Origin of the sequence: Tardiphaga sp. (genome assembly GCF_028290785.1) — a bacterium.
In the GTDB taxonomy this organism is placed as follows: Bacteria; Pseudomonadota; Alphaproteobacteria; order Rhizobiales; family Xanthobacteraceae; genus Tardiphaga.
This window is the reverse complement of sequence record NZ_JAQGJD010000318.1, coordinates 44,556-59,642: the sequence shown is the minus strand read 5'-3', so window position 1 is coordinate 59,642 and position 15,087 is coordinate 44,556. Positions and strand designations below refer to the sequence as shown.

The window sequence follows — 15,087 nt, the reverse complement described above, 5'->3', positions numbered from 1 at the left end:
GTCCTTTCGGTAAAGCATTCGACTAACGCACCTTGCGCGACAGCATGTTGCGCAGCTTGCCTGTGATGCCCTCGGGGGCGAAGATCATGATCAGAACGAAGGTAACGCCGAGCACCATCTGCCAGCGCTCGGTATAGGCGCTGACCACGTTCTCGAGCGCTATGATGGCCGCGGCGCCGACGAAGGCGCCAAACAGCGTGCCGACGCCACCCGCGATCATCATCAGAACGCCCTCTACGGACTGCGCCAGCGCCACCGTGGACGGGCTGACGAAGTTGTTGAACATCGCATACAGCGCGCCGGCGACGCCGGCGAAGAAGCCGGACACGGTGAAGCCGATGAACAAATGTAGCGGCACATTGTAGCCGAGGCTGCGCATCCGGCTCTCGCTGTCGCGGATGCCGCGCAGGGTCAGGCCGAACGGCGAGCGTACGAAGCGCCACATGGCGAACGACACGATGGCGGCGCCGGCCAGCACCGCCCAGTAAAAGGCGTGGTGGCCGAGCAGCAGGACGGGACGGACATCGCCGCGCATGCCGTTCTCGCCACCGGTGACCTGGGTCCAGCGCAAACAAACGCCCCACACGATCATGCCTAGCGCCAGCGTCAACAGCAGGAAATACACCCCGGAGGTGCGCACCGCGAGCAGCGCAAACACCGCCGCCACCGCCGTGGCGGCGAGTACGCCGAGCGCGAAAGATGCCACCGGCGGCAGCCCGGCCTGCGCCGTGCAGTACACCACCACATAAGTGGCAACGCCGAAGATGGCGCCGTGGCCGAGCGAGGTACGGCCGGCAAAGCCGGCAAGGATATCGATCGACATCGCCAGGATGCCGAAGATCAGCACCTCGGTGGCCAAGCCGACCTGATAGTTCGACAGCACCAACGGCAGGCCGGAGGCAGCGATCACGACCACCGCGGCAATCGCTGCGGCACGGCCGGTGAGGCCGGCAAGAAGCGAGGGTCTTGGCGCGTGCGGGTCCATAGTCATGTGGCGCGTCCGAACAGGCCGAGCGGACGGAACGCGAGCAGCACCGCCATCGGACCGAAAATGACAAAGTAAGCGAGCTCGGGAAACATCACCTGGCCGAGTGTATTGAGCAGGCCAACCAGCAGACTGCCGACGGCAACGCCGACCAGGCTGCCCCGGCCTCCAATGATCACCACCGCGAGGCTGAAGGTAAGGATCTCGGCATCGGCGGAGGGATACAGCGACAGGAACGCGCCGCCCATCAGACCGCCCAGGCCGGCCAACGCCGAGCCAAACAGGAAGGTGAACAGAAACACACGCTGGATATTGACGCCGGAGGCTTCCACCATTTCGGCATCATCCACGCCGGCACGGATCAGTGCGCCGAGCCGGGTGCGGTTGAGCAGCAGCCACAGCGCCGCGAACACAAAGATGCCCATGCCCAGCACGAACAGCCGGTAGACTGGATAGAACGTGCCGAACACCTTGGTGCCACCGCGCAATAGCTGCGGGATCGGCACGGTGAAGCTGTCGCCGCCCCAGATCACCAGCGCGAGGTCGTTCAGGAAGAAGGCGACGCCGAGCGTCAGCAACACCTGGCGCAGCTCGTTGCCGCGCACAAAGCGCAGCAGGCCCTGATCGAGCACGAAGCCGATGGCCGCGATGGCCGCCATAGCGCCGATGCCGCCGAGCACGAAACTGCCGGTCTTGGTTGCCACCGTAAAGCCAATATAACCGCCGAACAGGTAAAGCGCGCCGTGGGCGAGGTTGACGATACGCAACAGCCCGAAGATCAGCGTGAAGCCGCTCGCCACCACGAACAGCAGCGCCGCGAAGGTCAGTCCGTTGAGTAGCTGGAACAGGCTCATGGGTGCAGTTGCCTATGGCGTCCCGGAAGGTTCTTTGGGGCCGACCGCGAGATACCAGTCGAGAATCTGCTCGCCGGTCATGAAGGCCACGTCGGATTTCTGCGCGATGGTCTCGAAGATGCGGCGAAAGTGTTTCAGGCGATGCGGCGCGCCCATGATGTAGGGATGCACGACCAGGGCCATGATCCGGGCGGAGTCGGCGGAATCCTCATAAATCTGATCGAACTGGTCGATGGCCCGGTCGTAATACTCGGACGCCTTGTGATGCTGGATCAGCATCATCGCCACATCGTTGCATTCCTGAGTATAGGGCACGTTGACGATCGGCGTGCTGGTGGTCTTCAGCCACACCGGCTGGTCGTCGAGCACCCAGTCGGCGACGTAGTCGTAGCCTTCCAGCTTCAAGAGGTCCGGGGTGTCCCAGCTCTCGGTGAGGCCTGGCCCGAGCCAGCCGCGCGGCCGCTTGCCGGTGGCGGCCTCGATCACATCGGCGGTCTTGCGGATGTCCTCGCGCTCGTTCTCTACCTTCTGCATGTTGCGCTGGGTGAAGCCGTGCCCCATGAATTCCCAGTTGCGCGTCTTTGCCGCCTCGACGATGGGGGGATAGGCAGCCAGTGCCGAACCGTTGATCGCCAGCGCCGCCGGGATTTTGAAGTCGTCGAACACTTTCAGCATGCGCCAGAAGCCCACGCGGTTGCCGTATTCGTGCCACGCCCAGTTCGGGATGTCGGGCATCGGCGAGCCGCCGGCGGGCGGCGTCAGCACGGTGCGCGGCATCGTCTGGTTGATGTCCCACTCCTCGACATTGACGATCACCCAGACCGCCATCCGCTTGCCGTCCGGCAGCTTGAGCGGCGGACGGGTGGAGATCGGCGAATAGGCGATGCGGTCGGTAGGCTTCATCTCACGCCTCGCGCGGGGTGATGGTGATGGTCAGCGACGGCAGGCCGTCGATGTGGGCGGAGATCAGATCGCCCGGCCCGACCGCGCCGACACCGGCTGGGGTGCCGGTGTAGATCAGGTCGCCGGGAAACAGCTCCATCTGCTTGGACAGTTCGGCGACAATCTCGGGCACGCTCCAGATCATCTGGCCGATGTCGCCACGTTGCTTCTCCACCCCGTTGACCGACAGGGTAATGGCGCAGCCGTTAAAATGGCGGGCGTCTCGCGCCGGGGAAATGGTGCCGCACGGCGCCGAGGCATCAAAACTCTTGCCGGCTTCCCAGGGCAGCTTCATATCACGGGCGTCGCGCTGGCGATCGCGACGGGTGAGGTCGATGCCGACCGCATAGCCCCAGATGTGGTCGAAGGCATCTTCCACGGCAATGTCCGAACCCTGCAGGCCAATCGCCAGCACTAGCTCGACCTCGAACTGGAAGTCCGAGGTGAACGGCGGATACGGCACGTGGGCGCCATCCGGCACCACCGCATCGCGCGGCTTCTGGAAGAAGAACGGCGGATCGCGCTCGTCGGCCTCGCCCATCTCGCGGATGTGGTCGAGATAGTTGCGGCCGACGCAATAGACGCGGCGTACCGGAAAGCTGCCGCCGCCCGACACCGGCAGTTCGGTCGGCTCGACGGCCGGCAGCACGAGATGGCCCATATAGGTCACGACGTAGGTCCCTTGCCCGTCTGACCGTTGTACCAGTCGAGGATCTGCTCGCCGTTCCAGTGCACCACGCCCTCGTGCCTGTTGAAGTAGTCGTAGAGTTGCTCGAGATACTTGATGCGGAACGGCTGGCCGGAAATATAGGGATGGATCGCCAGCGACACGATTTTCGGCCGGTCTTCGCTTTCCTGATACAGCCGGTCGAACTGGTCCATGGCCCGCTTCATGAAGTGATCGGACTCGTGGTGCTGCACCATCATCATCGGGATGTCGTTGAGCTCGACGGTATAGGGCAGCGTGGTCAGTGGTCCGTTGGCGGTGTCGATCACGGTCGGTTCGTCGTCATAGACCCAGTCGCCGATATACTTCACGCCGGCTTCGGCGAGATATTCCGGCGTATCCAGGGTCTGCGTCAGGCCCGGCCCGAGCCAGCCGACCGGGCGCTTGCCGGTGAAATTCTCGATCACGTCCATCGAATGCTTGATCATCGCCCGCTGGTCGGGCTCCTTGTGGATCGGTCCCTGCTCATAGGCGTGGCCCATGAATTCCCAGCCGGCGTCTTTCGCCTGCTGAGCGACCCGCGGATAATCTTCGCAGACGCGGGCGTTGATCGATAGCGTCGGCGCGATGCCAAGCTTCTTGTACAGATCGAAGAAGCGCCACACGCCGACACGCATGCCGTATTCGTGCCAGCCCCAGTTCGCGACATCGGGCAGCAACACTGCGCCGGTCGGCGCCGGGATCACCTGCCGCGCCATCGGCTTGGCTATATCCCAGACCTCGAGATTGACGATAGTCCAGATGATGGTTTTGGCGCCGCCCGGTAGCTGGAGCTTCGGACGATCGACGATGGCGGAATAGGCGCTGCGCTCGCGCGGCAGCATGGGTCCGGTCATGGCTGGATGCCCTTCGGGTTGCTGTTATAACTTGTCACGCGGCGCTGCTTTGCTGTGTACCGAGCCCGTCGAGCTTCATCACCGCATCGGTGTCCATCACGAAGCCGAAGGCGGTACGGATGCAGGCGAGTCCCGCTTGATGCAGCGCCGAGCCGTCCATGCTGTCGACGCAGTCTTCCACCACGATCACCGAGTAATCGCGAACATTGGCGGCAGTGGTGGTCGCCAGCACGCAGGAATTGGTATTCACGCCGGTGATCAGCAGTGTGTTGATGGCGTGCGATTTCAACAGGAAATCAAGATCGGTGCCGAGGAAGCAGTCGTAGCGCTTCTTGGTGTTGACGATAAAGTCACGGGGGTCCAGCAGATCCGGCATCACCGCGCAACCGGGCCCGCCGATGATATTGTGACGCATGACGTTCTTGCGGGTGGCGTTAGGATCTTCGGCGCGGGTGCGCCAGAACGGGTTGGCGCGGATTTCCGCCTCGTCGCGGTAGGAGGTGACCTGATGGATCACCGGAATGTTGGCGCTGCGGCACCAGTCGAACAGCCGCTTGTTCGCGGCAATGATCCGCACCGCTACGTCCGGCGTGGTCGGCATCGTAGCCACCCCCATGTCGAGATGGCCGCGATGCAGGTCGATCGCGACGACGGCAGCCTTGATGGTATCGACGCCTAGATTCATGGCCATCACACCAGCGGGTTGAACGAGGTTTTCAGCAGCGCGCGCTGATCGATGCTGAACTTGTCGGCGAGCCAGTCGGCCAGCACTTCCTGGCCGATGGTCGGATTGTCGTGCTGGCAATGTTCGGCGCCAGTCTCGTCGGGCTCCAGCACCCGCAACGTGGCATCGACGCCGTTGGCAACGGCGTGGTCGTAGGTCGAGCGCGCCGCGGTAACGGTCAGCACGTCGTGGCCGCCATGCAGTACCAGGTAGGGGCATTTCATATGTTCGAGATGACCCTTCAGGGTGAACGGCTTCATGATCTCATGGGCTTCATTCATGGTCCTGGCGCCGAACACCCAGCGAATGTGCATCGCCAGGCCGAAGTCGTCGCCCTTCTGGCCCCACATGTCGTGCACCGACCAGACCGCGCCGTGCGAGATCACGGCCGCCAAGCGGTGCTCGTAGCAGCCGGCCCGCGCAGCGTAATAGCCACCCATGCTGGACCCGCACACCGCGATGCGCGCGGCATCGACATCGGCTCGCTTTTCCAGCCAGTCGATGCACTTTCCGACCGGCACTTCATAGTCGACGCGGGTGGCAAGGCCGTGGCGGCGCAAGGTACCGCCCTGGCCCGGGCCGTCGATCATGAGCACCGAGATGCCGCGTTGCAGGCAGCCATGGGCCTGCATGAACCACATCTCGTCCTTGATGGAATCCAGGCCGCCCATGCAGATCAGCACCGGCAGCCTGGCGGCCGCAAACGGAGCGCGGATGAAATAGCCGCAGATCGGCTTGCCGTCCTCATAGGGAATCTCGACCACTTCGCCGGGCGGATTGAGGTAGGCGATAAATTTGTGCGAACAGGCCTCCATCTTCTCGAAGGTGGGCAGCCGGCGCGGATCAGTCGGATCGAGATGGAATTCGGCCTGGCGGTAATAATCCGCCGCGCGCAAAAAGCAGTTCATGGCCGTGCGGATATGGCCTAGCTTTTCCTCAGCCAGGCCGCGCCGCCAGTTGCGGTCGGCGACCACCATCCATTCCTTGTGCCAGCTTTCCAGATCGCCAGGGATCATGCGCGACCCTGCGAGCATGATCTCGCTGACACTGCCGCCGCCTTCCTGGCTTTCGCCGAGGCCGCGCCGAAACTGATAGGCGAGCCAAGGATGCTCGGGCCAGTGATGCCAGCCGAAAGGCTCGTAATGCGGCCCTCGGTTGGCCGTGATCTCCTCGATGGCGTTTTCGCTGATGGGGTTTGCTGCCGCCATGGGTCACGCCCTGATGATCACTGATGCCCCATCGTTCGTCGAACCAAGCAACAAGTCAACGATAATTACATACACTTTTTCCGATGCTTATCATTTTTGCATCTTGCCTGTTTAGCGCGCGCCAAATAATGCAGTAAAATCCATCATTTTTCTGTTGCGAACTGCGGCGCATGACCGCACATTTAATAAGTGTATTCACTTAGAAGGCGCCGCGATGGACGATCAGGATCCTCCCACCGGTATCGATTCCGTCGCGGTCGCACGCGCCGGCAATCGCTCGCTGTCGGTCATGGACCAGATTCGCGAGGCCATCCTCGACGGCTCGGTCAGCGCCGGCGAACGTATCAACGAGGTCAAATTCAGCCGGACGCTGACAGTGTCGCGCACCCCGGTGCGCGCGGCACTGCAGGCGCTGGCCGGCGAAGGCCTGCTCGACTACGCGCCGAACCGCGGCTTCACGGTGCGCGAGTTCCCGCTCGACGCCATCGTCGATGCCTATGAAATCCGTGCTTCGCTGGAAGGCGTGGCCGCGCGATTCGCCGCAGAGCGCGGCCTCGGCCCGGAGGAACGGGCCATCATCGAGCAGAGCCTGGTAGCTGGCGACAAATTGCTGGAGCGCGGCTCGTTCGGACCCGGCGACCTCGCCGCCTACCGTAGCATCAATGGCGACTTCCACGAGACGCTGCTGTCGGCCGCGCGCAACCGCATGCTCGCCGAGATGATCCGGATCTGTCACCACGTGCCGATGTCGTCGAGTCGCAATATCGTGGCCTTCGAGCATCGAGACGTGCGCCGCCGCCACGACGACCATCATCGCATCTTCGAAGCAGTGATGGCGCGCGAGCCGCATCGCGCCGAAATGTTGATGCGCGAACATGTGTCCGGCGTGAAAGCCTCGCTGATTAGATCATTGACTGATCGCAGCGAGCCGCCGGTTTAACCCCGACAATGCAGGCTCGTAATGCGGCACGTTCTTGATCGCGACTTCGGCGGCGCCGGTCCCGAATCCCTACACGTTCAAGAGGGACTTCTGGATTACGCGAAATCGCGCGGAGAAATGCCGCGGTTCTACGATCCCAACCGGTCGCGGGGCGGCAAGAGCGCTAACCCGCAATACCAAAAGGCGGCAGAACGGCTCGCGTCCTGGATCCGCAAACTCGGCGTCAACGACCCAAACGTCGCCCCCCACCACGGATGGTGCCACCGCTTTTCCACTCTTGCCCGCGCGGTCGACATGAACACCGACGTCCAGAACATCATCCAGGGTCATGCCGGAGAGAAGAACTCATCGAACTACGGCGATGCCTGGATCGAGACCGCGAAGCGCGAGTTATCAAAGATTCTCGCATATCGCTTCGAATGAGCACGTAACCCTCTTCCGACCAGACATGCTCCCGATCGGCCGCTTCGCGCCAAGAGCGGTAAGCGGCAAATCTCAAAGCCTTGCATAAAAGTGGGCACCAATTGAGAATGGATGGCTCATCGAGAGCTTAGGCTTGGCCGGCAGCGAAAACGTCATGCACGGTTGTCGATGCGGCATATCTGTCCAATCATTGAAAGCAACGTCCGTGGCCTCTGTCAATAAAGCAACGAAATCAGTCAACAAACGCCCGGCACGGAGCAATAGCAACGTAACGGACGTAACCTATTTGAAGTTGCAAGAGTTGATCGAGTCCCGGCAACTGCACCCCGGCGAGGTGATCGAAGAGCGCCGGCTTGCGCTGCGGCTGAAGGTCTCGCGGACGCCGTTACGGGCCGGCATCAGCCGGCTGCTGGGCGAAGGCAAACTCGAGCAATTGTCCAATGGCACCGTGGTGGTCCGCACCATCGAGATGGCGGAACTACTCGAATTGGTTCATTTGCGCATGGTGCTGGAAAGCGAAGCGACGTTCATTGCGGCAACGCGGATAGCGCTGGATATCCTGACACCGATCAGGGCAAGGCTGGAGAAGATCATTGCCGCATCGACGGTCTCCAAGACGGTTCACTGGACTCTCGACGACGAAATTCATGATCAGATCGCGGGGCATTGCGGCAATCGTTCACTCGAAAGGCTGATTGGAGAAATCCGGCAGAAGATCCGGATGTGCAATGTGGAGCGCCACCCTGGTCGGCTGCTGCCCGCCACTCGCGAGCATGTTGCGATTATCGATGCCATCATCGATCGTGATGCCGCCGCGGCTCGACAGGCGATGATTCTGCATCTCACTAACGTGCGGCAGGGATTACTCGAACGATTTGGGATCTTCCTGCCTGAGCCTCACGGCTAGAAGCGGTTATGCGCGCCTTTGCGGCTGCATGTCTGAAAATTCTGCTGTTGCCTGAAATTCTGTCGGACACCGTCCAAATTTGACGCAGGTTCCTGACCTTCACTGCTTGACTGCAATCGGCCGGCGCAGTTCACTGGTATACCATTGGAATATCAAGCAGCCCGACTAACCAGAAGTGCCGCCGAATGACACCGAACGAAACGACTCCCCTCGCCATTGCGGCCGAACCGCTGTCTCCTGCTGCCTTCATGCCGTTTGGCGACGTCGCCGAGCGGCCCATCGACGTTCGCCGGCGCTATCTGCCGACCGCGACCGACTGCGCTGAGAGCGCCATCACCTTCTCGCACTGGATCAGCAGCGCCGCCCGGCTCGGGACGCTGCCGCTTCAGATTACCACGCTGGAGCGGCATCCATATTCGGCCCAGACCTTCATACCGCTGGGCAGCAGCCAGTACCTGGCGATCGCGTGCGATACAGGCCCCGACGGCCTGCCTGACGTCGCAACCCTGCGCTGCTTCGTCGCCGGGCCGCATCAGAGCATCACCTTCGCACGCAATGTCTGGCATCATCCGATGACGGTTCTGGGCGCGGACATGGAATTTGCCGTCGCCATGGGCATGACCGGCCGGCAGGACGACGACGTCTTCGTCGAGATCGCCGGCGAAGTCCGCGCCGTGATGCCGCAGAGCACCTAGGGATCGCAACCATGCCGCATGACGATCATCTCAGGCGCGATTTCGTCGGCTACGGCCGCACCCCGCCGCATCCGCAATGGCCGAATGCCGCCAGGATCGCGCTCAATTTCTGCATCAATTACGAGGAAGGCTCCGAGCCGTCCTTCGCAGATGGCGACGGCGTCACCGAAGCCGCGCTGACCGAGGGCGGCGGCGGTGGCTTCGAAGGCCGCGACCTCGCCGCCGAGTCGATGTTCGAATATGGCAGCCGCATCGGCTTCTGGCGAGTGCTCCGCCTTCTGTCCGAGCGCGACATGACCGCGACGGTGATGGGCTGCGCGCTGGCGCTGGAGCGCAATGACGAGGCCTGCGCAGCCATTCGCGAATACAGCTATGACGTCTGCGCGCATGGCTGGCGCTGGGAGCGACATCCACTGCTGTCTGAGCCCGACGAGCGCGAGCGCATCCGCAAGACCGTCGAGAGCCTCAAACGCACCACCGGTGAGCGTCCGCTCGGCTGGTATTGCCGCTATGGGCCGAGCGTCAATACCCGCCGCCTCGTGGTCGAGGAAGGCGGCTTCCTCTACGACTCCGACGCTTATAACGATGAGCTGCCATACTGGACCCGTGTGCTCGGCAAGCCGCATCTCGTGGTGCCCTACGGTCTCGCCAACAACGATGCCAAGTTCAGTCGCGGCGCGATGGCAACGGCGGATGATTTTTTCGTCTATCTGCGTGACGCCTTCGACATGCTCTATGCGGAAGGCGCCACCGCGCCGAAGATGATGTCGGTTGGATTGCACACGCGTCTCATCGGTCATCCCGGACGCGCAGCCGGCCTGCAGCGCTTCCTCGATCACGTTGCCAGGCACAGCGACGCCTGGGTCTGCCAGCGTGGCGACATCGCCCGTCACTGGCAGGCCACCCATCCGCCCACGCCCTGATCTCCGCCACATCCGTACCCGAAAGGACGTCATCATGAGACTGAAACCCACGCATTGGCTGTTGGCGTTAATGCTATCGACTGCCGCCTTCGCCAACGGCAGCGCCAGCGCCCAGGAAGCCGATCATCCATCCGACAAGCCGCTGGTGGTCGCGTCAGACTTCGGCGTTGCGCCGTGGATGGTACGCGGTCCTAACGGTCCCGAGGGCTTCGGTGCAGATCTGATCAACGAGATCGGCAAGGATCTCGGCCGCCCGAAGGTCGAGATCGTCGATATCAATTTCTCCGGCCTGTTCGCGGCACTGTTCGCCAAGCGCGCCGAATTTCTCGTCAACCCGCTCAATCTCACCGCTGAACGTTCCGAGCGCATGCTCTACACCGAGCCACTGTTCTCCACCGGCAACGGCTTCATCGTCCGCGCCGTCGACGAGATGAAGAGCTTCGAGGATCTCAAGGGAAAGGCCGTCGCCGTCAATCGTGGCACCATCTCGGATACGTGGGCCACCGCCAATGCCGAGAAATACGGCTTCGAAGTACAGCGCTATGACGTGTTCCCCGATACGGTACAGGCGGTGCTGACGCGCCGCGCATTTACCGCGCTCAATGAGATCCCAACTACGGTCTATGCCGCCAGCCAGAACAAGGCGATCAAGGTCGGCTTCAAGGACTTCAACGGCCGCAACTTCGCCTATGCATTCCGTCTCGAAGATGCTGAGTATCGCAACAAGGTCGAGGCGGTCATCGAGTGCATGAAGATGGACGGCCGCCTGCGTAAACTGCACGAGAAGTGGTATGGCGCTGCGCCCGATGCCGGCTCGGCGATCGACACCGTATATTTCGGTTACGGCCCTCCCGGCTTCAAGGGATTCGAGCCCACCTCGCACGTTCCAGCGTGCAAGTGAGGCACTTGCTCTGACAAGATAGCTGCCCGAGCCGGACCGGCAGCAAGCTGGTCCGGTTGCGGTTGCGGTTGGCGGAGACCCGATGGACCGGATCGTCGAATATTACTTCAATGCAGAGGTCATCGCGGCCGCCTTCCCCCAGGTGCTTGCGGGCTTCCGCACGACGGTCCTCGTCTCGCTGCTGATCATTCTGTGCGGTACGGTGTTCGGCCTGTCGCTGGCACTGCTGCGCTGCGCCAACCTGCGCCCGGTCAATTTCATCATCACCGCTTATGTCGATGTGCTGCGCACGCTGCCGCAGCTTGTCGTGATCGTCTTCATCTATTTCGGCCTGCCTTATCTGGGCCCGGCGCTGTCGCCGTTCGCGACCACAGTGCTGGCGCTCGGCATGGTGCTGTCGGCCTTCGCCACCGAGATCTTCTGGTCCGCGATCATGGCGCTGCCGCGCGGGCAATGGGACGCCGCCAGTGCGCTCGGCTTCAGTCGGCTGCGGACGCTGGTCACTATCATCCTGCCGCAGGCCATTCGCCTCGCGATCCCGCTCCTGACCAACCGCGCCATCTCGATCAGCAAGGGCACGGCGCTCGGCACCGCCGTGTCGTTGCCGGAGACGCTCGGACAGGCGCAGAGCGTGATGGCGCTGGTCGCCAATCCCTCGCCGCTGACGTTGGCCGCGGCGTTCTACCTCACCTTCTTCCTGCCGCTGGTGATCGCCAGCCGGTGGATCGAATATCGCTACAGCACGGGGCGGTGAGCGGGTCGCATGCAGGACTTCATCGACAATTTCGCCAACTGGGAGTCGCTGCTGCGGGTCTATCCGCTGCTGCTGCAGGGGCTGATCTATACGGTGTGGCTGTCGGCGGTGGCGCTGCCGCTCGGCATTCTCGCTGGGCTCGCCATCGCCGTGCTGTACAGTTTCAAGAACCGCTGGGTGAACATCGCGCTGCTGGTCTATATCGACCTGTTCAGGTCGTTCCCCGTGGTGGTGTTGCTGATTTTGATTTTCTACGGCATGCCGTTTCTGGGCCTGACGCTGGGCGGCTTCACCGCGGCGGTGCTGGCCATCGTGCTCAACAATTCCGGCTATTACGGCGAGATCTTCCGCGCAGGCATCCTGTCGGTACCGCCTGGCCAGACCGAAGCTGCGCGGGCGCTCGGGTTCAAGCCACTGCATGTGGTGTTTTTCATCGTGCTGCCGCAGGCGATTCGGAACGTACTGGCGCCGCTCGCCAGCAATTCACTCGAACTCGTCAAGGCGACGCCGATCGCCGCCCTGGTCGCACTGCCCGAGCTGCTGCGCTCGGCCCGCGTTGCCCAGGAGCAGACCTATAACTCGACGCCGCTGATGGCGGCCGCCGTGATCTTCTTCGTCATCCTGTATCCGTTCGCGCGCTGGGTGGCGCGGCTGGAGCAGCAAGCATTGAAAGCCCGCTGACATGGCCACCCTGATCACCGGCGGCAGCGGTTTCATCGGCCTCGCACTCGCCGAGCGCCTGATCGCAGACGGCGAGACCGTCTTCCTGTTCGATCTTTCGGCCCCCGCGTACGGTATGCTGGCGCGTCCCGAACTCGCCGGCGCGACGCTGATCACGGGCGATGTCACAAGCGCCGACGATGTCGATGGCGCGTTGAACGAGGCTGGCATCGACCGCGTGATCCACACCGCCGCGATGACGCCGAATGAGCAGCGCGAGCGTGACGCCGCGCGCCAGATCGTGGACGTCAATATCGGTGGCACGGTCAACCTGCTCGAATGCGTGGCGTTGCGGCCCGCCATCAAGCGCGTCACCGTGCTGAGCTCCGTCGCCGTCTACGGCTTCTCGCAACCGGCCGCGTCAGGCCTGTTCGAAGAAGAGCTATCGCCGCCGGCGCCTGCCGCGCTCTACGGCATCACCAAACTTGCATCGGAACAGGCCGCGCTGCGGATCGCCCAGCTGCACAAGCTGGATGTGCGCGTCGTCCGGCTCGGGCCGGCCTTTGGCCCCTGGGAATTGCAGACCGCTGTCCGCGACGCGTTGAGCCCGCATCATCAGATCATCGCGCTGGCGCGCGCGGGCCGCGAGGTGGCGCTGCCGCGGACCATGGCTGGCGACTGGATCTATTCGCGCGACGCGGCACGCGGTATCGCGGCAGTCAGCCAAGCCGACACGCTGAACCACCGCATCTATCATGTCAGCGGCGGCATCATCAGCAATCTCGTTGAATGGTGCGTGATCGTGGCGCAACACTTTCCGGATTTTATTTGGAAGCTTGCGGCGTCGCAAGATGACGGCAATATCATCTATCGCCTGCCGAAGGACCGCGCCCCGCTGAGCATCGCGCGACTGGCGGGCGACACCGGCTGTTGCCCGCAATTTGATCTGGACGCTGCCGCACGCGACTATCTCGGCTGGTTGTCGCTGACGGGGGAACCCGTATGACCGAACGCCTCGCTGCAAAATCCGTCCTGATCACCGGCGCCTCGTCGGGCATCGGCCGCGCCATCGCCCGCCGCTTCGCCGCCGAGGGCGCGAGGCTCATGCTCGCGGATCTCACCACGGACGTGCGCGAGGGCGGCATTCCGACACTCGAGCTGCTGCGGGCGGACGGCCATGAGGTTGACTTCATCCAGATCGATGTCGCCTCGGAGGACGACACCGTCCGCGCCGTCCAAGCGACCGTGGCTCGCTTCGGCCGCCTCGACGTGCTGGTCAACGATGCGGCCATCGGCACCGGCAAGCGCCTGACCGACACCAGCCTCGCCGAATGGGACAGGGCACTGGCGGTCAATCTCACCGGCGTGTTCCTGATGTCGCGCGCCGCCGTCAGACAAATGCTGACACAGGAAATCCGCAACGAGGCCCGCGGCCGCATCGTCAACATCTCCTCGCAACACGGCATGATCGCCTGCCCGGAAGACATCGCCTATGGTACCTCGAAATCCGGCGTCGTCTACATGACGCGGCAGATCGCCGCGGACTATGCCAAGGATCACATCATTTGCAACGCCGTCGCGCCCGGCAAGATCGTTACCGGAAAGCCGGGCCGCGCGGCAGAGCAGCGTTGGATGGACTACTCCACCAGCCGCACGCCCATGCCGCGGCTGGGCCGGCCTGACGATGTCGCCAATGCGGCGCTGTTTCTGGCTTCCGACGAGGCTACTTTCGTGACCGGCGAGAACATCCTAGTCGATGGCGGCTGGATGGCGTCATGAGCAATGTTTCGGAGAGCACCATGGTGCAAACGTCAGCAGAGACCTCACAGCCGATCATCCGGATGTCCGGCGTCACCAAATGGTTCGGCGACGTCCAGGTGCTCAAGGATATCGACTTCACGGTGGCGCGCGGCGAACGCGTAGTGATCTGCGGACCGTCCGGCTCCGGCAAATCGACCATGATCCGCTGCATCAATCGGCTGGAAGAGCACCGCGACGGCCGTATCATCGTCAATGGCGTCGAACTCGACCATTCGACGCGCAATGTCGACGTGGTCCGCCGCGATGTCGGCATGGTTTTTCAGCAGTTCAATCTCTTCCCGCATCTGACCGTGCTGCAGAACCTCACCATCGCGCCGCGAAAAATTCGGGGCGCGACCAAGCAGGAGGCCGACGAAACCGCGCGCTATTTTCTCGAGCGTGTCAGGATCTCCGAACAAGCCGACAAATATCCGAACCAATTGTCCGGCGGTCAGCAGCAGCGCGTCGCCATCGCGCGGGCGCTGTGCATGAAGCCGCAGATCATGTTGTTCGATGAACCTACCTCGGCGCTGGATCCGGAGATGATCCAGGAGGTGCTCGACGTCATGGTCGGCCTTGCCCGCGAGGGCATGACCATGGTTTGTGTCACCCATGAGATGGGTTTTGCCCGCACCGTTGCTGACCGCGTGGTGTTCATGGATGCCGGCCGGATCGTCGAGGAAGGCGCGCCAGCCGAGTTTTTCTCAAATCCAAAACAGGATCGAACTCGCGCATTCCTCAAACAGATCATGCATCGCTGACCAACGCGTCCGCTTCGTGCCGCCAGCAGCGGTCGGCGGGCCTCGCG

Annotated in this window: 18 protein-coding genes; 11 read left to right on the top strand and 7 right to left on the bottom strand. The window is 62.8% G+C overall.

Annotated features, from left to right (window positions below):
- Positions 1-22 precede the first annotated feature (22 nt).
- Genes JWR89_RS19760 through JWR89_RS19730 form a run of 7 tightly spaced genes read right to left on the bottom strand, consistent with a single transcriptional unit; the run spans position 23 to position 6,276 of the window.
- A complete protein-coding gene (locus tag JWR89_RS19760) occupies positions 23-991 on the bottom strand; it encodes a branched-chain amino acid ABC transporter permease (protein ID WP_299719211.1) in 969 nt (322 codons plus the stop codon).
- A complete protein-coding gene (locus tag JWR89_RS19755; RefSeq protein WP_299719209.1) occupies positions 988-1,839 on the bottom strand; it encodes a branched-chain amino acid ABC transporter permease in 852 nt (283 codons plus the stop codon). The genes JWR89_RS19760 and JWR89_RS19755 overlap by 4 nt, the downstream gene beginning before the upstream one ends.
- 12 nt (positions 1,840-1,851) lie before the next feature.
- Positions 1,852-2,742, bottom strand: a complete 891-nt coding sequence (locus JWR89_RS19750) for a polysaccharide deacetylase family protein (protein ID WP_299719206.1) — start codon at positions 2,740-2,742, stop codon at positions 1,852-1,854.
- A gap of 1 nt (position 2,743) precedes the next feature.
- Complete coding sequence (locus JWR89_RS19745; RefSeq protein WP_299719293.1) at positions 2,744-3,442, bottom strand: fumarylacetoacetate hydrolase family protein; 699 nt, start codon at positions 3,440-3,442, stop codon at positions 2,744-2,746.
- Positions 3,443-3,447: 5 nt separating this feature from the next.
- Complete coding sequence (locus JWR89_RS19740) at positions 3,448-4,344, bottom strand: polysaccharide deacetylase family protein (protein ID WP_299719204.1); 897 nt, start codon at positions 4,342-4,344, stop codon at positions 3,448-3,450.
- A 34-nt stretch (positions 4,345-4,378) separates the two neighbouring features.
- Positions 4,379-5,035 (bottom strand): cysteine hydrolase, encoded by a 657-nt coding sequence (locus JWR89_RS19735; protein ID WP_299719202.1) that lies wholly within the window; start codon positions 5,033-5,035, stop codon positions 4,379-4,381.
- Complete coding sequence (locus JWR89_RS19730) at positions 5,035-6,276, bottom strand: YqiA/YcfP family alpha/beta fold hydrolase (RefSeq protein WP_299719200.1); 1,242 nt, start codon at positions 6,274-6,276, stop codon at positions 5,035-5,037. Before JWR89_RS19730 ends, JWR89_RS19735 begins: the two co-directional genes overlap by 1 nt.
- A gap of 214 nt (positions 6,277-6,490) precedes the next feature.
- Here JWR89_RS19730 and JWR89_RS19725 point away from each other — a divergent pair, with 214 nt between their 5' ends.
- From JWR89_RS19725 to JWR89_RS19675, 11 genes are all read left to right on the top strand, one after another.
- Positions 6,491-7,216 (top strand): GntR family transcriptional regulator, encoded by a 726-nt coding sequence (locus tag JWR89_RS19725; protein ID WP_299719198.1) that lies wholly within the window; start codon positions 6,491-6,493, stop codon positions 7,214-7,216.
- A 21-nt stretch (positions 7,217-7,237) separates the two neighbouring features.
- Entirely contained in the window at positions 7,238-7,639 is a 402-nt protein-coding gene (locus tag JWR89_RS19720; RefSeq protein WP_299719196.1) for a hypothetical protein, read from the top strand.
- A gap of 133 nt (positions 7,640-7,772) precedes the next feature.
- Positions 7,773-8,546 (top strand): GntR family transcriptional regulator, encoded by a 774-nt coding sequence (locus tag JWR89_RS19715; RefSeq protein WP_299719194.1) that lies wholly within the window; start codon positions 7,773-7,775, stop codon positions 8,544-8,546.
- Positions 8,547-8,731: 185 nt separating this feature from the next.
- Positions 8,732-9,241, top strand: a complete 510-nt coding sequence (locus tag JWR89_RS19710) for an ureidoglycolate lyase (protein ID WP_299719191.1) — start codon at positions 8,732-8,734, stop codon at positions 9,239-9,241.
- A gap of 11 nt (positions 9,242-9,252) precedes the next feature.
- Positions 9,253-10,164, top strand: coding sequence for an allantoinase PuuE (locus JWR89_RS19705; RefSeq protein WP_299719189.1), 912 nt, complete (start codon positions 9,253-9,255; stop codon positions 10,162-10,164).
- A gap of 34 nt (positions 10,165-10,198) precedes the next feature.
- Positions 10,199-11,065 carry an ABC transporter substrate-binding protein gene (locus JWR89_RS19700; RefSeq protein WP_299719187.1) on the top strand — a complete coding sequence of 289 codons (867 nt, stop codon included), beginning with the start codon at positions 10,199-10,201 and terminating at the stop codon, positions 11,063-11,065.
- Between the two features lie 82 nt (positions 11,066-11,147).
- A complete protein-coding gene (locus tag JWR89_RS19695) occupies positions 11,148-11,819 on the top strand; it encodes an amino acid ABC transporter permease (RefSeq protein WP_299719185.1) in 672 nt (223 codons plus the stop codon).
- A 9-nt stretch (positions 11,820-11,828) separates the two neighbouring features.
- Positions 11,829-12,500: an amino acid ABC transporter permease gene (locus JWR89_RS19690; RefSeq protein WP_299719183.1), complete on the top strand. Its 672-nt coding sequence runs from the start codon at positions 11,829-11,831 to the stop codon at positions 12,498-12,500.
- A 1-nt stretch (position 12,501) separates the two neighbouring features.
- A complete protein-coding gene (locus JWR89_RS19685) occupies positions 12,502-13,485 on the top strand; it encodes an NAD(P)-dependent oxidoreductase (RefSeq protein ID WP_299719181.1) in 984 nt (327 codons plus the stop codon).
- Positions 13,482-14,258: a glucose 1-dehydrogenase gene (locus tag JWR89_RS19680; RefSeq protein WP_299719179.1), complete on the top strand. Its 777-nt coding sequence runs from the start codon at positions 13,482-13,484 to the stop codon at positions 14,256-14,258. The genes JWR89_RS19685 and JWR89_RS19680 overlap by 4 nt, the downstream gene beginning before the upstream one ends.
- Positions 14,255-15,040 carry an amino acid ABC transporter ATP-binding protein gene (locus JWR89_RS19675; RefSeq protein ID WP_299719177.1) on the top strand — a complete coding sequence of 262 codons (786 nt, stop codon included), beginning with the start codon at positions 14,255-14,257 and terminating at the stop codon, positions 15,038-15,040. The genes JWR89_RS19680 and JWR89_RS19675 overlap by 4 nt, the downstream gene beginning before the upstream one ends.
- The last annotated feature ends 47 nt before the right edge of the window (positions 15,041-15,087 follow it).